This window comes from Stenotrophomonas sp. 78350_Sma, from assembly GCF_056482105.1.
In genome coordinates this window covers 3,579,687-3,600,410 of record NZ_CM151182.1, presented here as the reverse complement: position 1 = coordinate 3,600,410, position 20,724 = coordinate 3,579,687, and the positions used below count along the sequence as shown (strand labels likewise).

Annotated in this window: 16 protein-coding genes; 7 read left to right on the top strand and 9 right to left on the bottom strand. The window is 68.0% G+C overall.

Annotation, left to right across the window (positions count from 1 at the left end):
• Positions 1–185: 185 nt before the first annotated feature.
• A complete protein-coding gene (locus ACZK4H_RS16700; RefSeq protein WP_099551968.1) occupies positions 186–1,037 on the top strand; it encodes an alpha/beta hydrolase in 852 nt (283 codons plus the stop codon).
• 82 nt (positions 1,038–1,119) lie between these two features.
• Positions 1,120–2,058 carry an alpha/beta hydrolase gene (locus ACZK4H_RS16695; RefSeq protein ID WP_099551967.1) on the top strand — a complete coding sequence of 313 codons (939 nt, stop codon included), beginning with the start codon at positions 1,120–1,122 and terminating at the stop codon, positions 2,056–2,058.
• Between the two features lie 179 nt (positions 2,059–2,237).
• Here ACZK4H_RS16695 and ACZK4H_RS16690 read toward each other — a convergent pair whose 3' ends face one another.
• Complete coding sequence (locus tag ACZK4H_RS16690) at positions 2,238–2,660, bottom strand: response regulator (RefSeq protein WP_099551966.1); 423 nt, start codon at positions 2,658–2,660, stop codon at positions 2,238–2,240.
• A 92-nt stretch (positions 2,661–2,752) separates the two neighbouring features.
• The gene (locus tag ACZK4H_RS16685; protein WP_099551965.1) at positions 2,753–3,520 is read right to left on the bottom strand and encodes a CPBP family glutamic-type intramembrane protease; all 768 of its coding nucleotides are present in this window, start codon (positions 3,518–3,520) and stop codon (positions 2,753–2,755) included.
• 149 nt (positions 3,521–3,669) lie between these two features.
• Here ACZK4H_RS16685 and ACZK4H_RS16680 point away from each other — a divergent pair, with 149 nt between their 5' ends.
• On the top strand, positions 3,670–3,990 hold the full coding sequence (locus tag ACZK4H_RS16680) for a TFIIB-type zinc ribbon-containing protein (RefSeq protein WP_099551964.1): 321 nt from the start codon (positions 3,670–3,672) through the stop codon (positions 3,988–3,990).
• Positions 3,991–4,065: 75 nt separating this feature from the next.
• Here ACZK4H_RS16680 and ACZK4H_RS16675 read toward each other — a convergent pair whose 3' ends face one another.
• From ACZK4H_RS16675 to ACZK4H_RS16650, 6 genes are all read right to left on the bottom strand, one after another.
• A complete protein-coding gene (locus tag ACZK4H_RS16675) occupies positions 4,066–4,578 on the bottom strand; it encodes a GNAT family N-acetyltransferase (RefSeq protein ID WP_099551963.1) in 513 nt (170 codons plus the stop codon).
• Between the two features lie 81 nt (positions 4,579–4,659).
• Positions 4,660–5,694 carry a copper resistance protein B gene (locus ACZK4H_RS16670; protein ID WP_099551962.1) on the bottom strand — a complete coding sequence of 345 codons (1,035 nt, stop codon included), beginning with the start codon at positions 5,692–5,694 and terminating at the stop codon, positions 4,660–4,662.
• A complete protein-coding gene (locus ACZK4H_RS16665; RefSeq protein WP_099551961.1) occupies positions 5,691–7,517 on the bottom strand; it encodes a copper resistance system multicopper oxidase in 1,827 nt (608 codons plus the stop codon). The genes ACZK4H_RS16670 and ACZK4H_RS16665 overlap by 4 nt, the downstream gene beginning before the upstream one ends.
• A 75-nt stretch (positions 7,518–7,592) precedes the next feature.
• Positions 7,593–7,976: a CopL family metal-binding regulatory protein gene (locus ACZK4H_RS16660; protein WP_099551960.1), complete on the bottom strand. Its 384-nt coding sequence runs from the start codon at positions 7,974–7,976 to the stop codon at positions 7,593–7,595.
• Between the two features lie 145 nt (positions 7,977–8,121).
• Positions 8,122–9,927 carry a DNA helicase RecQ gene (recQ, locus tag ACZK4H_RS16655; protein WP_099551959.1) on the bottom strand — a complete coding sequence of 602 codons (1,806 nt, stop codon included), beginning with the start codon at positions 9,925–9,927 and terminating at the stop codon, positions 8,122–8,124.
• 551 nt (positions 9,928–10,478) lie between these two features.
• Positions 10,479–11,027, bottom strand: a complete 549-nt coding sequence (locus ACZK4H_RS16650) for a Dps family protein (RefSeq protein WP_478472993.1) — start codon at positions 11,025–11,027, stop codon at positions 10,479–10,481.
• Between the two features lie 86 nt (positions 11,028–11,113).
• Here ACZK4H_RS16650 and hrpA point away from each other — a divergent pair, with 86 nt between their 5' ends.
• Positions 11,114–15,199 (top strand): ATP-dependent RNA helicase HrpA, encoded by a 4,086-nt coding sequence (gene hrpA / locus ACZK4H_RS16645; protein WP_099551958.1) that lies wholly within the window; start codon positions 11,114–11,116, stop codon positions 15,197–15,199.
• A gap of 73 nt (positions 15,200–15,272) precedes the next feature.
• Here hrpA and ACZK4H_RS16640 read toward each other — a convergent pair whose 3' ends face one another.
• Entirely contained in the window at positions 15,273–15,809 is a 537-nt protein-coding gene (locus ACZK4H_RS16640) for a hypothetical protein (RefSeq protein WP_099551957.1), read from the bottom strand.
• A gap of 130 nt (positions 15,810–15,939) precedes the next feature.
• On the opposite strand from ACZK4H_RS16640, the gene ACZK4H_RS16635 reads away from it, so the two are divergent.
• The 3 genes from ACZK4H_RS16635 to ACZK4H_RS16625 all read left to right on the top strand — a co-directional run bounded on the left by ACZK4H_RS16635 (position 15,940) and on the right by ACZK4H_RS16625 (position 20,652).
• Positions 15,940–18,096, top strand: a complete 2,157-nt coding sequence (locus tag ACZK4H_RS16635; protein ID WP_099551956.1) for a bifunctional (p)ppGpp synthetase/guanosine-3',5'-bis(diphosphate) 3'-pyrophosphohydrolase — start codon at positions 15,940–15,942, stop codon at positions 18,094–18,096.
• A gap of 30 nt (positions 18,097–18,126) precedes the next feature.
• Positions 18,127–19,698: a hypothetical protein gene (locus ACZK4H_RS16630; protein WP_099551955.1), complete on the top strand. Its 1,572-nt coding sequence runs from the start codon at positions 18,127–18,129 to the stop codon at positions 19,696–19,698.
• 63 nt (positions 19,699–19,761) lie between these two features.
• Positions 19,762–20,652 (top strand): SDR family oxidoreductase, encoded by an 891-nt coding sequence (locus ACZK4H_RS16625; protein ID WP_099551954.1) that lies wholly within the window; start codon positions 19,762–19,764, stop codon positions 20,650–20,652.
• The last annotated feature ends 72 nt before the right edge of the window (positions 20,653–20,724 follow it).

Genomic DNA, 20,724 nt, shown 5'->3' with positions numbered 1-20,724 from the left:
CTGTAGGGCCGAGCCATGCTCGGCTGCGGTTTACATGGGGAACAAGCCTTACCCGATTACATGCGGGGGATCATCCACGCATGGCGTGGATCTACGCATCTGGCAGGGGTGTTGAGCGTGCCGAAGCCGCCAATGCCTGCGGCAGGGCGGTATCCTCGGCCTCTTTCCCAGGATGGGTTTTCCCCATGCGCCTCATCGTGCTGTCGCTGTTGTTGTCCGCTCTCTCCGCCACGCCACTGATAGCCGCCGAACCGGCGCCGTCCGCGCAGACAACGCCGGCCACGCCGCTGGTCATCGGCGAGACCTTCACCATCGCGTCGAAGGCGCTGGGCGAGACCCGCCGCATCAATGTCTACCGCCCGCAGCCGTGGGGCCTGGACCCGAAGGCGCCGCTGCCGGTGCTCTACATGCCCGACGGTGGCATCGGCGAGGATTTCCTGCATGTGGCGGGGCTGGTGCAGGTGCTGAGCGGCAATGGCAGCATGCGTCCGTTCCTGCTGGTCGGCATCGAGAACACCGAGCGCCGCCGCGACATGACCGGCCCCAGCAAGGATCCGCAGGACCAGAAGATCGCGCCGCGTATCGGTGGTTCGGCGGCCTATCGCAGCTTCCTGCGCGATGAACTGATGCCGCAGGTGCGCCAGCGTTACCCGACCACCGACGAGCGCGCGTTGATCGGCGAATCGCTGGCCGGCCTGTTCGTGGTCGAAACGCTGTTGCAGGAGCCGACGCTGTTCAACAGCTACATCGCGCTGGACCCCAGCCTGTGGTGGAACCGGGGCACGATGCTGGGTGCTGCGGCCAAGCAGCTGCCGGCGGTGACGCGTGCGCAGCCGCGCGTGTTCCTGGCCAGCAGTGGTCAGCCGGAGCTGGCTGCGTCCGCCGCACAGTTGGCCACGCTGCTGCAGCAGGCGTCGCCGTCGCCGCTGGTGAAGTACCTGCCGCTGCCGGAGGAAACCCACGCCACCATCTATCATCCGGCCGCGTTGCAGGCGCTGCGCACGCTGTTCCCGGCACCGCCGCCGGCCTCGCCCTGACCGCACTGGCACCGGCCTGCGCAGCATGCAAGGATGCGGCAGCGGCGCCGTCCGGTGCGCCGCCCGCAATGGGAGCGTGTGGATGCAGCGTGTGCGTGGATGGAGTGTGGCGGCCTGCCTGGCCGTGAGTGGCTGTGCGATGTCGGTGGCGCCGCCGGCAGCGCAGAGTGAAGCGAAGGAAAGTGCGGCGACTGCCACGCCGGGCGTGGTGCTGCCGGATACCGAGGCATTGCGCGTGCACGATCCAATCGGCCGCGATTATCCGGTCTGGGTGGCGTTGCCGGCCGACTACGCCGCGCATCCGGAAAAGCACTATCCGGTGCTGTACGTGACCGATGCGCTTTACAGCTTCCCGCTGGTGCGCAGCGTGCGCAACATGGTGGGGCAGAAGGGCGTCAACCTGGAGGATTTCATCCTGGTCGGGCTGCCGCCGCAGGAGGGCCTGACCTCCAAGCAGAGCCGCTCGCGCGATTACACGCCCAGCGACCCGGCGCGTACCGATCCGCGTGACTACAGTGATGACGTCAGCTACGGCGGCGCGGCGCACTACCGCGACTTCCTCGCCGAGCAGGTGCTGCCGATGATCGACGCGCGCTACCGCACCGATCCGGCGCGGCGTGCCTATGCGGGTCATTCCTACGGAGGCCTGTTCGGCGCCTATGTGCTGACCACGCGCCCGGACATGTTCCGCACCTACATCCTGTCCAGCCCGTCGCTGTGGTTCGACAACCATCTTGTGCCGCGCCTGCAGGCCGAGGCAACGACGCCCGCGCAGCCGACCACGGTGGTGCTGTCAGTCGGCAGCTTCGAGACGGTCAAGCCCGAACCGCGCTATTTCACCCGCAACGACATGCTGCGCCACAACGCCGAATTCGCCGAGCAGCTGCGCGGCAGCGGGCGATCGTTGAAGGTGGAGAACATGGTGATCGATGACGAGGACCACTTCACCGTGTATCCGGACATGATCACCCGCGCGCTGTTGAAGGTGTTCCCGGGTACCGGACCGTACAGCAGCGGTTGATGGCGGGCGGCATCCACGCATGGCGTGATGGCGGCGGGTGATGGTTGGCTGCATCCACGCATGGCGTGGATCTACTGCTTCAATCCACGTATGGCGTGATGCAGGCGGGTCATCGTCGGCTGGATCCACGCCGACGAGAGGCGGAATCGGTAGATCCACGCCATGCGTGGATCAATGCCTCACGCCGCCTGTGCGTCCGGTCCGGTCAACACGCCCACATCGGCATGCCGGAAGCACAGCCGGATGGCATCGAGCAGCTCGCTCATGTTGTAGGGCTTGGGCAGGAAATGGATGCCATCGCGCAGCTGCGGCAGCACCTGGTGCTGGTCCATGCCCGACGTCACCAGGATCGGCAGCTGGGGATACAGGCCGCGGACCCGGTTGGCGGCTTCAATGCCGCTGATCGGGCCCAGATTGACGTCGGTGAACAGCAGATCGAAACGCTCGCCAGCGGCGAGCAGGCCCAGCGCTGCTTCGGCGGAGCTCACGCCCATTACGTGGCAGGCCTGGCTTTCCAGCGCAAGACGGCTCAGCTCGCGGGTTTCCTCGGCGTCCTCGATCAGAAGGACGCAGGGTTCGACGTGGCGCTTGGACAACAACATGACGCTACAGCTCCGGAAAGCAGCAATGAAAAGGCGCGCAAGTATGCGCAAGCCGGGGGTGATCCCGGCGTGCACGCCAGGCTAAGTGGGCGTTACAGCCGATGCTGGCGCCGGCGGCGCACCTGCCAGGCCAGCACCGCCACTGCCAGCAGCGCGGTGCCGCTGCGCAGGCTGGTGGCCTGCCAGCCGAGCGCGACGGCGTCATCGAGGCTGAACACATTCCACGCCAGGTTCATCGAGATGTGCAGGGACAGACCGCACCACAGGGTGTCGCCATCCAGATGGTCCAGCCAGGCGAAGATGAAGCCGCCCAGGGCGATCACCGCGCCGACGAACAGGGCAGTGCCACCGCCGTCGAAGCCGCCGAAACCCAGCCAGTGCACCCAGCCGAACAGCAGCGCCTGCGGCAGTGCGAGCCATGGCCAGGGGCCGCGCACGATCTTCACCAGCAGGATGAAACCCAGGCCGCGGAACAGTACTTCCTCGGCCAGTGGGAACAGCACGGTGAGCATCGTCGCATCCAGGGCGGTCAGTGCAGTGTTGCGCGTGCCGAGCAGCGCCAGGCCCAGCCAGCACGGCAGGCTGGCCAGCAGCACCCACCCCGGGCCGCTCCAGCCGTTGCCGCGCAGCCCGAGACTGGCCATCAGGCCTGTGCCGCGGGGATGCAGCAGCGCGGCCAGCAGCAGCGCCATCAGCACGGCCAGCGCGTTGTCGAGCAGGCTGCCGCCATAGGGGATGGGCAGCGCAGGAATCGGCGCACCGACGGACGCGGCGATATCGCGCAGGTTCAGGCCAAGTCCAACGCCCAGCAGCACCAGCAACAGGCGCGCCGGGTTGGGCAGGCGGGACAGCATGGTCATGCGCGCACTCCCTGCGGGACAAGGCCGCAGTGTCGGGCCGGCCGCTTCCGCCGGCACGCGCCGGAAGTCCCTGTGCCATCGGTCATGCGTTGCCGCACAGTCATCACCGGGCAGGTACAGTCGACGCCAGACTGACAGGAGTAATGCCGATGCTGTGCCCCGTATGCAAGACCCAGACCCTGCAGATGGCCGAGCGCCACGGCATCGAGATCGATTACTGCCCGGGCTGCCGCGGCGTGTGGCTGGATCGTGGTGAGCTGGACAAGATCATCGAGCGCGCCGGTGCTGGTGCTGCGGTACCAGCGCCGGCCCCGGTGCAGTCGCAGCCGGCCGCCGCGCCCCCGCCGGTGATGCATCGCGATACCCGCCACCTTGGCCAGCGCTACGAGGACAACCGCGGCCAGCAGTACGGCCATGGGTACAAGAAAAAGAAGAAGGACAGCTTCCTGTCGGAACTGTTCGATTTCTGACTTGTAGCGTCCAGCCACGCTCGACTGGATGTTGCAGGCCATGGTCGAGCATGGCTCGACGCTACAGGGATGCGGTCACGGTCGGCGCAGGATGAACTCGCGGTCGTGGGTGTCGCCGACGATGAAGTCGTACTCGCCGACCTTGCTGCAGCCATAGCGCGCGTAGAAGCGCTGCGCGCCGAAGTTCTCTTCCCACACGCCCACCCACAGGGTGCGGTGGTGCGGGTGGTCCAGCCACTCCATGAACGCCTGGATCAGGCGCGCGCCATGACCGCCATTCTGGTAGTCGGCCAGGATGTAGAAGCGCTTCAGTTCGATGTCGCCTTCGCGGGCCTCGGCATGCGGCAGGGTGTTGGCACCGGCGGCCAGGTAGCCGACCACGTTGTCGCCGTCCATCAGCAGCCAGATCGCACTGCGCGGATCGGACAGCTCGGCGCGCTGCGGTTCGCTGCTGTAGTGCGCCTGCAGGAAATCCTGCAGCTCCTGCGCCGGGTACGAGTCGCCCCAGGTTTCGTTGTAGGTGGTGATGGCGATGGCCGACAGTGCGTCGACATCGGCGAGGGTGGCGCGGCGGATCTGCAACGACATGGCGGGGCCTGCAATGGAACGGGCCGCAGTGTAGCCGGCCCCGGCGGTTGCCGGGGCTGGCGGTTGCTCACAATCCGCTGATCAGAACCACATGCGGACGCCGGCGACCCAACGCGTGTCGCGCGCGTGGTCACCGGCATAGTCGGCGGTGTCGCCGAAACTGCGTTCGTGGCTGATGCCGATGTACGGCGCGAAGCGGCGGCTGAACTCATAGCGCAGTCGCAGCCCGGCTTCGACCTTGTTCAGGCCGCGGCCGATGCCGTACGCCGGTTCATCCTTGGCGGCCACCGTGGCTTCCAGCAGCGGCTGCAGGATCAAACGGTTGGTCAGCAGCACGTCGTACTCGACCTCGGCCTTGGCCAGCACCTGGCCGCCGGAGCCCATGTACAGCGTGGCCGAGCTTTCGAACTTGTACGGCGCCAGGCCCTGGATGCCGACGGCCGCCCACGTGCGCGAGTCGGCCGGCCGGAAGTCCTGGCGCACACCGACCAGCACGTCCCACCACGGCGACACGCTGCGGCCATACAGTGCTTCCAGCGACGATGACTCGGTGCGGCCGCGGCTGCGTTCGCCATCGGTGCGCAACCACAGGCGGTTGATGTTGCCGCCGATCCAACCCGTGGCTTCCCAGGCCTGGCCGTTGCTGGTCTTGCCATCCCAATGCTCAAGCCGGTCGATCAGCAGCAGGCTGTTGATCTCCGGCGCGTGTTCCATCGCACCGTGCGCGATGGGCGGGAACGCTGCGGCGCGATCCGCATCGGTGGGCACCGGGATCGGTTCGAGGGGTTCGGTCGGTGCGGGTGTACCGTGACCCATTGCCGCATGATCAATCCTGGAGTGATCCATCCTGGAATGGTCCATCGCCGCTGGCTGCGTTGTGCCATGGTCCATCTTCGAGTGGTCCATGCCGGCGTGATCTGCCGCGTCCATGTCCATCTTCGAATGATCCATCTTCGAATGATCGACCGGTTCGGCCGGGGTTTTCGCGGACTTCGTGGCCTTCGCGGGCGGATCCATCGCGCCCATGTCATGCCCGGCGTGCGACTGCGCGAACACCGGCAATGCGGCGGCCAGGCCCAGCGCCAGCAGGCTGGGGGAAAGGAGTGAGCGGCTCATTCTTCGATCCTCACTTCGCGCATCATGCCCGCTTCCATGTGGTACAGCAGATGGCAGTGGTAGGCCCAGCGGCCGAGGGCATCGGCGCGCACGCGATAGCTGCGGCGCGTGCCGGGCGGCATGTCGATGGTGTGCTTGCGCAGCTGGAATTCGCTCTGCGCGTTTTCCAGATCGCTCCACACGCCGTGCAGGTGGATCGGGTGCTGCATCATGGTGTCGTTGACCAGCACGATGCGCATGCGCTCGCCGTAGTTCAGCCGCAGCGGTTCGGCGCTGGCAAACGGAATGCCATCGAACGACCAGGAGAATTTCTCCATGTGGCCGGTCAGGTGCAGCTCGATCTCGCGGCTCGGCTCGCGGCCATCCGGGTCCTCGAACAGGCTGCGCATCGCGCCGTAGGTCAGCACTTGGCGGCCGTTGTCGCGCAGGCCGATGCCGGGGTCGTCCAGTTTCGGTTCTGTGGCCGAGCTCTGCATGTCCACCAGCGGGTTGTTACGCTCGCTGGCCGGATGCTTCGGTGCCTTGCTGGCGGTATCGCCGCCGGCGGGCGCGCCGTGGCCCATGCTGGCGCCACAGCCGCCTTCCATGCCCTTCATCGCGGCCATGTTGTGACCGCCGTGGCCACCACCGCCCATGTCGTGGCCCGACATGCCGTGGCCCATGTCGGCCATGGTCAGCAGCACGCGTGGGTCGCGCTCGGGAATCGGCGCCTGCAAGCCACGACGTACGGCCAGTGTGCCCGCGGCGTAGCCGGTGCGGCCCATGTCCTGGCAGAAGATCGTGAAGGCGTCCTGGCCGGTGGGTTCCACCAGCACGTCGTAGGTTTCGGCGGGAGCGATGCGGAATTCGTCGATGCTGACCGGGTGGATGTACTGGCCGTCAGCGGCGACCACGGTCATCTTCAAACCGGGGATGCGCACGTCGAAGTAGGTCATCGACCCGCCATTGATGAAGCGCAGCAGCACTTTTTCGCCACTGCGGAACAGGCCGGTCCAGTTGCCGGCCGGGGCGGTGCCGTTCATCAGGTAGGTATAGGTGTTTGCGTTGACGTCGGACAGGTCGGTCGGCGTCATCCGCATCCGACCCCACATGCCGCGGTCGGACAGCGCCGCCGACCAGCCGTCGCGCTTCGCGTCGCGCAGGAAGTCCGGCAGCGTACGCATGTAGTAGTTGTCGTAGGCCGCCAGCTTCTTCATGCGCCGGAACAGCGCGCCGGGATCCATGTCGGTCCAGTCGGACAGCATGATCACGTGCTCGCGGTCGTGGTGGTACGGCGCCGGTTCGGCCGGGTCGATGATCAGCGCGCCGTACAGGCCGGCCTGCTCCTGGAACATCGAGTGGCTGTGGTACCAGTAGGTGCCCGACTGCTTCAGCTGGAAGTGGTAGTGGTAGGTCTCGCCGGGGCCGATGCCGTTGAAGCTCAGGCCCGGCACGCCGTCCATGTTGGCCGGCAGCAGGATGCCGTGCCAGTGGATCGAGGTCGGATGGCGTTCCAGCGTGTTGCGCACGAACAGGTCCACGGTCTGGCCTTCGCGCCAGCGCAGGATCGGGGCCGGCAGCGAGCCGTTGACGGTGATTGCCGGGCGGGTGCGGCCGGTGAAATTGGCCAGCGATTCGCCGATGGCCAGTTCGACGCGGGTGTCGGTGAGGACGGCGGGGGCGCCGGCCAGCCGTGGGGCGGCAGTGGCGGCGGCGAGCGCGCGCTGCGGCACGCCGACGGCAGCGATGCCGGCGACCACGCCACCGGCGGCAAGACCCTGTACGAACAGGCGTCGCGACGGCATGGGCACAGCGCCCGGACCGGGGGGATTGCGGGTATTCATGGTGGAGACTCCAGACACGGAAAGACGCCGGCAGGCCGCCGGCTTCGGTGCGCAGGGCGCACAGTGCGTGGGGAATCAGCCGATGGGAGGGCGTGAGATGGGCGGCAGCGGCGGCGACGGGCGGCCGGTGGCCGGCATCGGCTGTGGTGCCAGCGACAACGCCGGGCCCGCCAGGTACGGCAACGGCTGCACCACCAGCAGCGGGTGCTGGGCGCAACTGCGCACGCAGTCCTTGATCTGGCAGTGGGCGTCGTGGGCCGGGGCCTTGGCCTGCGGGGCCTCGTCGGCCTGCATGGCGGCGTGGTGGTGGCAGTCGGCATCGCCGCCTCCAACCGTGGCGGCCATGGCATGGGCCATCCGCCCCATTTCCTCATGACCGCTGGCCATGGCCGCGTTCAGCCCGTTGAGCAACAGGCTGAGCATGAGCACGACACGGAGCAGGGTCGAGGCCAGGGACATGGCGCTAATCTAGCCGCAAGCGGGCGTGGATGCACTTCCGGCTGAATGGCCGGTTCAAGGTTGGAGCACGACCAGGGTAGCGCCGGGCCACGCCCGGCGAGCGCGAAGCGCGGCCAATCAGCGGGTCGCCGGACACGGCCAGGCGCTACCCCTCTTCGCGCACGATCTCGACCAGGCGCGGGCCGTAGCGGCTCAGCTTGGTGCCACCGATGCCGCCGACCCGGGCCAGTTCGTCCAGGCTGGTCGGGCGCTGCTCGGCGATGTTGCGCAGGGTACTGTCGTGGAAGATCACGAAGGCAGGCACGTTCTGTTCGCGCGCCAGTTCGGCACGCAGGCCGCGCAGGGCATTGAACAGGGCCAGGTCCTGCGGCAGCACCGACAGGCCGGTGCGCTGTGCGCTGCGTTCGCGTCCGCTGGTGCTGCTGGCCGGGTCGCGGCGCATGCTGATCTGGCGGCGGCCGGTCAACACGTCGCGGCTGGCATCGGTCAGGCGCAGGCCACCGTGGCCCTCGCTGTCCACTTCCAGCAGGCTGGCGGCGACCAGCTGGCGGAACACGCTGCGCCAGGTGCGCGCATCCAGATCGCGGCCGATGGCGTAGGTGCTGAGCTTGTCGTGGCCCTGCTGCTTCACCTTCTCGTTCTCGCTGCCACGCAGGACGTCGATCAGGTGGCCGACGCCGAAGCGCTGGCCGCTGCGGTAAACGCAGCTCAGCGCCTTCTGCGCCGGAATGGTCGCGTCCCACGAGGCCGGCGGTGTCAGGCAGTTGTCGCAGTTGCCGCAGGGCTGGGGATAGGTCTCGCCGAAACCGGCCAGCAGCACCTGGCGGCGGCACTGCATGGATTCGCAGTAGCCCAGCAGGTGATCGAGCTTGCCCCGCTCCAGCTGCTTGCGTTCTTCGCCGGCCTCGGATTGTTCGATCATCTGCTTGAGCAGGACCACGTCGCCCAGGCCGTAGCACAGCCATGCCTCGGCGGCCTCGCCATCGCGACCGGCGCGGCCGGTTTCCTGGTAGTAGCCTTCCATCGACTTGGGCAGGTCGGTATGCGCCACGAAGCGCACGTCCGGCTTGTCGATGCCCATGCCGAAGGCGATGGTGGCGCACATCACGATGCCGTCCTCGCGCAGGAAGCGGCGCTGATTGTTCGCGCGCACGTCCGGCGGCAGGCCGGCGTGGTAGGGCAGGGCATTGAACCCCTGGCCGCACAGGAATTCGGCGGTCTCCTCGACCTTGCGCCGTGACATGCAGTAGACGATGCCGGCCTCGCCACGGTGGCCGCGCAGGAAATCGGTCAGCTGCTTGCGGGCGTTGTCCTTCTGCACCACGGTGTAGCGGATGTTGGGACGGTCGAAAGAGCTGACGAAGTGGCGCGCTTCCTGCAGATCGAGACGCTCGGCGATCTCGCGCTGGGTCGGTGGGTCGGCGGTCGCGGTCAGCGCGATCCGCGGGATCTGCGGCCAACGCTCATGCAGCACGGTCAGCTGGCGGTATTCGGGGCGGAAGTCATGGCCCCACTGCGACACGCAGTGTGCTTCGTCGATGGCGAACAGGGCGATCCGGCTGCGCGACAACAGCGACAGGAAGCGACCGGTCAGCAGCCGCTCGGGAGCGACATAGAGCATGTCCAGCTCACCGGCGAGCAGTTCGCGCTCGACGCGGCCGGCGGTCTCGGCATCCAGGGTTGAATTCAGGTACTCGGCACGCACGCCGAGCTGGCGCAGGGCTTCGACCTGGTCCTGCATCAGCGCGATCAGCGGCGAGATGACGATGCCACATCCGTCACGCAGCAGGGCCGGGACCTGGTAGCACAGCGACTTGCCGCCGCCGGTGGGCATCAGCACCAGGGCATCGTGACCGGCAGCCACATGCTCCACGATGTCCTGCTGCGGACCACGGAAATCGTCGTAACCAAAGACGCGTTGGAGCAGGTCGTGCGCGGGACGGGAAGCCATCCGGTTAGTTTACCTCGGCGGGGGAGTCGGCAGGGCTGCGCCCTGCACCCGCCGAATCAACGGCAACGTCAACGTCAAAAGCGGGCTATCCGTGGGTTGGCGGGGCGGTGTCGGAGTGCGGGGACGCCGTGAACCCGTCCCTGGGGGCTTGGCAGCCGCATCCATGCGGCTGACACCCCGCACTCCGACACCGCCCCACCTTCGACAGTTGGCCGGCGGCTCGTAGATCCACGCCATGCGTGGATGAAATCTGTCAGATATCGACAAACAAAATGGGGTCGGATCCGTTTTCGGTAGGAAAACGGATCCGACCCCCAGCTCTGGCCCGACAGATCGCGGAAGCCTGTCTAAGGGCGGGGTGGGTCCGGTTGCGGGAGTGTCAGCCGCATGGATGCGGCTGCCAAGCCCCCAAGGACGGGTTTACGGCGTCTCCCGCAACCGGACCCACCCCGCCAACCCACAGGAAACCAGCTCTTGCTCTTGCTCTGGCAGTTGCTGTTGCTTCGGCCTCTGCGGGTGCAGGGCGCAGCCCTGCCGAACACCCCCACCCCTTACTGCAGCAGGGAGCGCAGCATCCAGGCGTACTTCTCGTGCGTCTGCAGACGCTGGGTCATCAGATCCTCGGTCGGAGCGTCGTCACCCTTGGCCGCCACCTCCAGCACTTCACGTGCCGTACGGCAGACCGCTTCGTTGGCGACCACCAACTGGCGTACCATTTCACGCCAGTCCGCACTGTCGGTCAGGCCCGGTTCCTCGGCGATCGAGGTCAGCGCAGCGAACTCCCGGTAGGAGCCCGGGGCATTGAAGCCCAGCGCGCGGATGCGCTCGGCCACGTCGTCCAGTGCCGCCCACTGCTCGGTGTACTGCGTCTCGAACATGGTGTGCAGCGAGTTGAACATCGACCCGGTCACGTTCCAGTGGAAGTTGTGCGTCTTCAGGTAGAGCGTGAACGCATCGGCCTGGAAGCGCGACAGACCGTCGGCGATCTTCTTGCGGTCGCCCTGGGTGATCCCGATATCGATGTTCGGTGCCGACGGTGCCGCCGCTGCAAGCTTCTGCTTGTCGGTCTTGGCCTTGGTCGTGCTCTTGGTCTTCGCCATGGGGTTCCTCCTTGTGGAATCGTTGGCCTTCACAATAAACCGGTCGTGATGACTGGTCGCTTTCAAAGTTTTGAACGAACCGATTGATGAACTCTATCGATAAAAATCCATCGCCCCGCCTGCGCCAACAGCGCGCCGCCATCGACGGCGCCATGAGCCGCGACCGGGGCCGTTTGCTGGGGATGCTCTCGCGTTGCCAGGCCAAGCCACAGGATGCGGCGCTGGCCGCCACCTTCGAGCAGGCCTTGCAGGCGTCGGTGCAGCGCCGGCAGGTGCGGGCGCAACAGCAGCCGTCCATTACTCTGGACCCGCAGCTGCCGATTGCGCGTGAAGCCGACGCCATCATCGGGCTGATCCGCGACCATCAGGTGGTGGTGATTGCCGGTGAAACCGGCTCGGGCAAGACCACCCAGCTGCCGAAACTGTGCCTGGCCGCAGGCCGTGGCCAGGCCGGCATGATCGGTTGCACCCAACCGCGACGGATTGCCGCACGTGCGGTGGCCAGCCGCGTGGCGCAGGAACTGCAGAGCGAACTGGGCCAGCTGGTGGGCTACCAGGTGCGCTTCAACGACAAGGTCAGCGACGACAGCCGCATCAAGTTCATGACCGACGGCATCCTGCTGGCGGAAATCGCCAGTGACCGCTGGCTGTCGAACTACGACACGATCATCGTCGACGAGGCGCACGAACGCAGCCTCAACATCGATTTCCTGCTGGGCTACCTGAAGCAGCTGCTGCGCAAGCGCCCGGACCTGAAGCTGATCGTCACCTCGGCCACCATCGACACCGAACGCTTCGCCCAGCATTTCGACAATGCGCCGGTGATCAGCGTCGAAGGCCGTACCTACCCGGTGGAGGTGCGCTACCGCGCGCTGGAAGGCGAGGGCGAAGACCAGGGCGAACGCACCGTCAACGATGCCATCGTGTCGGCCATCGACGAGATCACCCGCCTGGATTCACGTGGCGACGTGCTGATCTTCCTGCCGGGCGAACGCGAGATCCGCGATGCGCACCAATCGCTGGAACGGCGCAAGTACCGCAACACCGAGGTGCTGCCGCTGTACGCGCGCCTGTCCAACCAGGACCAGGACCGGGTATTCAATCCCGGACCGAACCGGCGCATCGTGCTGGCCACCAACGTGGCGGAAACCTCGCTGACGGTGCCGCGCATCCGTTACGTGGTCGATCCGGGCTTCGCCCGCGTCAAGCGCTACAGCCCGCGCAACAAGCTGGACCGCCTGCACATCGAGCCGATCTCGCAGGCCAGCGCCAACCAGCGCAAGGGCCGCTGCGGTCGTATCGCCGAGGGCATCTGCTACCGCCTGTACGCCGAAGCCGATTTCCAGGCGCGGCCGGAGTTCACCGATCCGGAGATCCGCCGCTCCAGCCTGGCCGGGGTGATCCTGCGCATGCTGCAGCTGGGCCTGGGCCGCATCGAGGAATTCCCGTTCCTGGAAGCCCCGGACGAGCGTGCGGTGGCCGATGGCTGGCAGCAACTGACCGAACTGGGCGCGATCGACGCCGAACGGCGCATGACGACCATCGGCAAGCAGATGGCCCGCCTGCCGGTGGACGTGAAGCTGGCGCGCATGCTGGTGGCCGCGCAGGCCGCCGGCTGCCTGCGGCCGATGCTGGTGATCGCCTCGTTCCTGGGCATCCAGGACCCACGCGAACGCCCGCCCGAAGCGCGTGGTGCGGCCGACAGCGCGCATGCGCAGTTTGCCGATGGGCGTTCGGAATTCGTCGGCGTGCTGCGCCTGTGGGATGGCTACCGGCAGGCCCATGAAGACCTGACCCAGTCCAAGCTGCGCGACTGGTGCGGCCGCCACTTCCTCGGTTTCCTGCGCATGCGCGAGTGGCGTGAGCTGCACCGGCAGCTGCGGTTGCTGTGCGAAGAACTGGGCTGGAAGGAAGAGGCTGTCGATGCGTCGATGGCACCCTTGCTGGCCGGCAGCAGTGCGCCGGCCCCGGCGCGTGATGACGCAGCCGCGGTAAAGGCTACCCGCGGCCAGCTGCACCGCGCTGCACGCCTGGCCCGCGAAGGCAAAGCGGAGGCTGCACCCGCACCGGTGGCGGTGCGCGCGCAGAAGGAACAGGCGCCCGCCGGTGGGGGCTTCAGCGAACGTGCACGCGCTGCCGCCTACCAGACCCTGCACCGGGCGCTGGTGGCGGGCCTGCCGACGCAGATCGGCCACCGCACCGAGAAGGGCGATTTCCAGGCACCACGCCAGCGCCGCTTCCTGCCGTTCCCGGGTTCGGCGCTGTCCAAGCGGCCGCCGCCGTGGTTGCTGGTGGCCAACCTGCTGGACACGCAGAAGGTGTGGGGCATGACCCTGGCCGCCATCGAGCCGGACTGGGTGATCGCCGAGCTGCCGCACCTGCTGCTGCGCAAGCACTTCGACCCGCACTGGTCGCGCGCGCAGGGACAGGTGCTGGCGTCCGAGCAGATCAGCCTGTTCGGCCTGGTGCTGGCACCGAAGAAGCCGGTGCACTACGGCCGCATCGAGCCCATTGAAGCGCACGACATCTTCGTGCGCCAGGCGCTGGTGACCGGCGAGATCAACACCCGCGCCAGCTTCGTGGCCGACAACCAGAAGGTGCTGGACCTGGCCCGCGAGGAAGAGGCCAAGCTGCGCCGTGCCGGCATCGTTGCCGACGAAGACTGGCAGGCACGCTGGTACCTGGACCGGGTGCCGCCGCAGATCCATTCGTCCGCGGGCCTGGATACCTGGTGGAAGGGACTGGCGCCGGAACAGCGCAAGACCCTGCACTGGTCGCTGGCAGACCTGCTGCCCGGCGAGGGCAGCGAGCAGGAGCGCTACCCGAAGTACCTGGCGCTCGGCCAGGCGCGCTTGCCGCTGCACTACCGCTTCGAGCCGGGCGCCGACGATGACGGCGTGACCCTGGATGTGCCGCTGCACCTGCTCAATGCACTGGACCCGGTGCAGCTGGGCTGGCTGGCACCTGGCTTCGTCGCCGACAAGGCGTCGGCGCTGATCCGCAGCCTGCCCAAGGCAATGCGCCGCAACTACGTGCCGGCCCCGGATTTCGGACGCGCGTTCTTCGAGGCGTTCCCGCAGCCCAGCGCCGATGCCATCACTGGCGAGCTGGCGCGTTTCCTGTCACGCGCAACCGGCGCCACGGTGACCGCGCTCGATTTCGAGCCGGGTTCGATCGAACCGCACCTGCACATGAACCTGCGCCTGCGCGACGAACAGGGCAAGGTGCTGGCCACTTCGCGCGATCTGGAAGCGCTGCGCGCGAAATTTGGTGGCCGTGCCGGCGATGCCTTCGCAGCGCGTGCCGGGCGCGAAATGGCGGCTGACGGCCTGCGCACGTTCCCGGCCACGCCGATTCCGCTGCAGGTACCCGGTGAAGCCGGCGTTCCGGCCTATCCGGCGCTGCTGGACGAGGGCGACAGCGTGGCGCTGCGCATCTTCGCCGATCGGCAGCAGGCACAGGAGGCACACCCGCTGGGCGTGCGCCGGCTGCTGGAGATTGCCCTGGCCGAGAAGGTCAAGCAGGCGCGCAAGCAGTTGCCGGTGGGCGCCAAGACCGGCCTGCTGTATGCCGCGATCGAATCGCAGGAACGCCTGCGTGGAGACCTGGTGGATGCGGCGATGAACGCGGTGCTGGCCGAAGGCCTGGAAGACATCCGCGATGCGGCAGCCTTCGAGCAACGCCGCGAGCATGCGGCCAAGACCCTGTTCGGCGAGGCGATGTCGCGGCTGAAACTGGCCGAGTCCATCCTGGCGCTGGTGGCGGAACTGAAGCCGATGCTGGAGGCGCCGTTGATGGGCTGGGCGCGCGGCAACCTGGACGACATGGAAGCGCAGCTGGCCGGGCTGATCCACCCCGGCTTCCTGCGCGATACGCCGGCCGATGCCCTTGCCCAGTACCCGCGTTACCTGAAGGCGATGATCCTGCGCACCGAGCGCGCCAAGCGTGATCCGCCGCGTGATCAGGCGCGCATGCTGGAACTGCACCCATTCCTGGAAGCGCTGGAGGTGGGCGAGCAGCAGGGCCTGCGCGATCGCCCGCAATGGCAGGCGCTGCGCTGGGATCTGGAAGAGCTGCGGGTGTCGCTGTTCGCGCAGGAGCTGGGCGCGCGCACCGGCATCTCCGCGAAGAAGCTGGCGCAGCGGGTGAGCGCATTGCGCCAGGCCTCGTAACCCCCGGCCCGACCCCGCCGGACAATGACCGGCGGGGTGCGGTGGAATGTCATCCACGCGTGGCGTGGATCTATTACTTGGAGCGGCGCACCTTGGGCTGGCTGTTCACGCCGTCCACCTTCATGTACCACACGCCCATCACGCCAGGCTTGATGCTGACCTTGGGCGATTGCTTGCGCACACCGACCACGCTGGTGCTGTCGGTCTGCTCCCATTCCTGGCCGTTGTCCAGCACGTAGACACGGCCCTTGCCGAAGCCACGGAACTCGCCCTGCAGTACGCCGGTAATCGGCTCGCTGCTGCCGAAATCGAAGAACCCGCGGTTCTTCACGATCACTTCCTGGCGGCCCTGTTCGCGGGCTTCTTCGCGCACCGCCGCTACCGCCTGGGTCGTCGCTGCTTCGACCTTGCCCTGCAGCCAGCGGTTGAGCGTGGCCAGTTCCTGCGCGCTCAGCTTGTCCAGGCCGGCCGCCTTGAACTCGGTCGGCGACATCTGCTGCTGCAGGTCACCGTCCACCACGCGCTGGGCCAGCGCAGGTGCCGACAGGGACAGCAGCAGTGCGGCGCAGGCCAGCAGCCGTGGGCGGAAACGCGGGGCGATCGAGGGCATGGCGGAACTCTCCTGGGTTTGCCCGCGAGTGTAGCGGCATGTCTTCATGCCGGGTGATGGTGGCCGCGGTGATTGTCCCTGAACGGCGCCGGCGCTAGTGTAGGAACCTCTGTCTTGCCTGCTCGATGCTGTGAACCGCGCTTCTGTCCCCGGCCTGGATGCCTTGTTGAACCGTCCCTCCGCAGCGGTGCTGCCCGCTCCGCTGCGCCAGGCCCTGCGCGAGCACTGGGAAGCACCGGACTGCGACCACCAGATGCGCGCCAGCTGGTCGGTGCTGGGCGATACCCTCGATGCGTTGTCGATGCTCTCGGCCGACGAAGGCGCGGTGGTCGCCGCGCTGTTGTTCGACCTTCCCGGCCTGCGCGCCAGCCTGGACCAGCTGCCGCTGGGCAACCACAAGGCGGCGGTGATCGGCCTGCTCGACGGCCAGGACGCCGCCGATCCGGTCTGGGCGCTGCATGCTGGCCGGGAGGCCGGGCGCAACAGCGAGGGCCTGCGCCGCCTGCTGCTGGCGATCATCCGCGACCTGCGCGTGGTGCCGATCCTGCTGGCCCGGCAGCTTGCGAAAATGCGCGCTGCCGACAAGCTGGACGACGAACAGCGCCGGGCGCTGGCACAGCTGACCCGCGACATCCACGCGCCGCTGGCCAACCGGTTGGGCATCTGGCAGCTGAAGTGGGAGCTGGAGGATCTGGCGTTCCGCCACCTGGAGCCGGAAACCTATCGCCGCATCGCGCGTGAAGTGGACGAAACCCGCGTGGCGCGCGAGCGTTACGTGCAGAACGTGAAGAAGCAGCTGTCGCGCGAGCTGGCCGCACAGGGCATCCATGCCGAAGTAAGTGGCCGCCCCAAGCACATCTACAGCATCTGGCGGAAGATGCAGAAGAAGCGGCTGGCGTTCGACCAGCTGTACGACATCCGCGCGGTGCGGGTGATGGTCGACGACGTGGCCGCCTGCTACGCCGCGCTGGGTGTGGTACATGCGCTGTGGGCGCCGGTGCCGAGCGAGTTCGACGATTACATCGCACGCCCGAAGGCCAACGACTACCGTTCGCTGCACACCGCCGTGGTCGGCCCGGAAGGGCGCACGATCGAAGTGCAGATCCGCACCCACGAGATGCATTCGCAGGCCGAGCTGGGCGTGGCCGCGCACTGGAAGTACAAGGAAGGCGGCAAGGGCGCGGAAAAGTCGTTCGATCGCAAGATCACCTGGATGCGCCAGCTGCTGGAGCAGGCACAGGACGGGCAGGGCAATGAGCTGGCCGGCGCACTCGACGCCGAGCTGACCGAGGACCGGGTCTATGCGCTCAGCCCGAAGGACGAGGTGCTGGACCTGCCACAGGGAGCCACGCCGCTTGATTTCGCCTACCAGGTACACACGATGGTAGGCCACCGCTGCCGTGGCGCCAAGGTCAATGGCCGCATCGTGCCGCTGACCTATCGCCTGCGCAGCGGCGATCGCGTCGAGATCCTCACCGGCAAGGAAGCCGACCCCCGCCGCGACTGGCTGATGCCGGCGCTGGGCTTCCTGGCCAGCAACCGCTCGCGCGAAAAGGTGCGCAGCTGGTTCCACAAGCTGGACCGCGCGCGCAACGTGCAGGCCGGGCGCGAACTGCTCGAGCGCGAGCTGAAGCGCCTGGGCCTGCAGCATTCGGATCTGGTGGTGGCGGCGAAGAAGTTCCACGCCGACAGCGTTGATGACCTCTACATCCAGGTGGCGCTGGGCGATACCGGCCCGAACCAGGTCAGCCGAACCCTGCTGGAAGCAGAACGCGCGGCCAGCCAGCCGGCCCCTGCGCCGACGCTTCCGCGCCCGACCGCCCGCCGCGAGAACCTGGGCAAGTCCAAGTTCACGGTGCAGGGCGTGGGCAACCTGCTGGTGCAGCTGGCGCGCTGCTGCCAGCCGGTGGCCGGCGAACCGATCGTCGGCTACCTCACCCGTAGCCGCGGTGTCACCGTGCACCGGGCAGACTGTGCCGCGCTGGCCCGGCTGGCGGCCACCAGCCCGCAGCGCATCCTGCCGGTGGAATGGGGCCAGGCCGGGGGCGGCTACGAGGTGGACGTGGTGGTCGATGCGGTCGACCGACGCTGGCTGCTGAAGGACATCACCAACCTGATCGCCCAGGAAGACGCCTACGTGCTGGACATCCACAGTGACAACGTGCGCAACAGTGGCCGTGCCCATCTGCGCCTGCGGCTGAAGGTCAGCGACTACGACCAGCTGTCGAACCTGCTGGGCAAGCTGGACGCGCTGCCGGGCGTGAGCGAGGCGCGTCGCCTCGGCTGAGCTTCACGCTGCCCCGGCTACCCTGCACGCATGGAACGCGAGCCCCCGCATCGCCCGCATGGCGCTGAACATCCTGCGCTGGATCGCGTCCGTCGCGAAGGCCGCTGGTGGTGGCTGCAGGCACGTCATGCGCGGCGGGTCTGGCGCTGGGCGCTGGTCGCGGCGCTGGCGGTGTTCGTGCTGCTGGTGCTGCTGCGCAAGCCGCTGGCCGACTGGTTCTGGGATGAGCCGCAGATCGAACAGCTGCTGGTCGAAGGTGATCGTGCGCTCGCCGCCGGCCGGCTGAGTGCGGCCGACGGCAGTGGTGCGCGGGAGCGCTACCAGGCGGTGCTGGCACTGGATGGTGATCGGCCGCAGGCCCGCCAGGGCCTTGCACGAACCGCAGCGGCGGCCCTGCAGCAGGCCCGCGACAAGCTGCAGCGCGACGATCTTGACGGCAGCGCGCAGTCACTGGCGCTGGCCCGCGAGCTGCAGGTGCCGCAGGGCGACGCCGACGCCGTGGCCCGGCAACTGCAGGCGCGGCGTAGCGCCGGCGCCGGTATAGGCGCGTTGCTGGCCCAGGCCCGCAACGCGTTCGCGGCCGGCCGGCTGGACGATGGCGACAGCAGTGCGTTGCCGCTGTTCCAGCGCATCCTGGCACTGCAGCCGGACAACCTGCCTGCTCTGGAGGGGCGCGAGGACGCGCTGAGCGATCTGCTGCAGCACGCGCGCACGCTGGCCGGACGCGGGGAACTGGCTGAATCCGCTGCGACGTTGCAGCGCGCGCGCCTGTTCGACGCAGGCCACTCCGATCTGCCCGCCAGCCAGGAGGCACTGGCACGGGCGGTCGACGAGCGCTTGCGGCAGGCACAGCGCGCACTGAAACGACAGCAGCTGGAAGGTGCCGCAAAGGGGTTCCTGGCCGTGCTGGCGGTGGCGCCGGATGATCCCACTGCCCAGCGGGGCCGTGAGCAGGTGCTGCAGGCGGTGCTGGCGCGAAGCCAGGTCCAGGCCGACGATTTCCAGTTCGAGGCGGCGCAGCGTGATGCCGTGCTGGCGGAAGCGCTGGGCGCTTCGCAGGCGGCACAACAGCAACTGGCGCAGCGCCTGCAGCGTGCACGGCAGGCCCGTGGGGCACTGCAGCAGCCCGCGGTGGGCAACGCGCAGCGTGAACGCGAGCTGCGCGATCACCTGCGCCGGATCGAACGCGCCGAGCGCGCAGGGCAATGGATCAGCCCGCCGGGGCACAGCGCATTCGATGCCCTGCGCGAAGCACAGGCGCTGGCACCGCGCGATGCACGGGTGAAGGCCGCTGCCGCGCGCCTGCTGCCCGCCAGTCGCAGTTGCTTCGACGACAACCTGCGGCAGAACCGGGTGCAGGCTGCAGGTGCCTGCCTGCAGGCTTGGCAGACGCTGGCCCCCACCGCGGGTGGCCTGCCTGCTGCCCGCCAGCGCCTCGCGCAGCGTTGGCTTGCGATCGGCAGCGAGCGATTGGGCAACGGTGATGTCGCCTTTGCTGAACGTGCGCTCCAGCAGGCGGGCGAGCTTGGCGTTGGCACTTCCAGCAGTGAGTACCAGCAGTTGCGGCAGCGGCTGCGTGACATCGGGGTGTCGTCGCCCTGAGCCCGCCGCTGCCGGAGGGGCCGCTATAGTAGCCACCCCTCGCAACATCCCCACGGAGTGCCGATGACCGTCCTCGTTTCCGGAGCCACCAGCCAGATCGGCCGGTTCCTGCTGCCGCGCCTGGTGCAGGCGCATGGGCGTGTACAGGCGGTGAGCCGGCGACCGCAACCGGCACAGGACGGCGTGCAGTGGCTGTGTGGGGACCTGGCGGCTGCGCTGGACAGCGTGCCGTCTCCGGAGTGGCAGGCCATTGCCAGCTTTGGCCCCCTTGAAGCATTGGCACAATGGTTGTCGCGGCAAACGGCGGCCCCGGCGCGGCAGGTCATCGCCACCAGTTCGATGAGCGTGCTGAGCAAGCAGCATTCCGAGCAGGCCGACGAACAGGACGTTGTGGCGATGCTGCAGCGGGGCGAGGCGGGCCTGATTGCGCAGGCCGAACGTCTTGGCATGGGGTGGACGATCCTGCGGCCAACCCTGATCTATGGGGCCGGCATCGACCGCAGCATCACCCCGATCGTGCAGCGTGCGCTGCGTCTGCGCCTGTTTCCGATACCGCTGGTGGGAGGCCTGCGTCAACCGGTGCATGCCGACGATATCGCCCGCACCGTGGTGGCCTGCATCGCCACCGGCGCAGCGTCGGCGCGGGTGCTGGAAATCGGCGGCGGCGAGCGCCTGCCGTACCAAGCGATGTTCCGCCGCGTGCACGCCAGCCTGGCACAGCCAACATTGGCGCTGCCGTTGCCGGGCGGTGCACTGCGAGGCCTGGCTGCGGTGCTGCCGCGAGCGCGTGGTCCGGTGTCACGCCTGCAGCAGGATCTGATTGCGGACAACGGCCCGCTGCAGGCGCTGCTGGGCGTACATCCGCGGCCGTTCCAGCCTGACGCGGACACGTGGCGACCGATGAGCGCGGCCCAGGCCCTGCAGCGGATCGCTGCGCATCCCGGCAACGGCTAGCCAGCCACCGTATCCATCCGCCTGGGGGGCTCTGCTACCATCCCCCGGCCCTTGTTTCCGCGAGTACGTTCG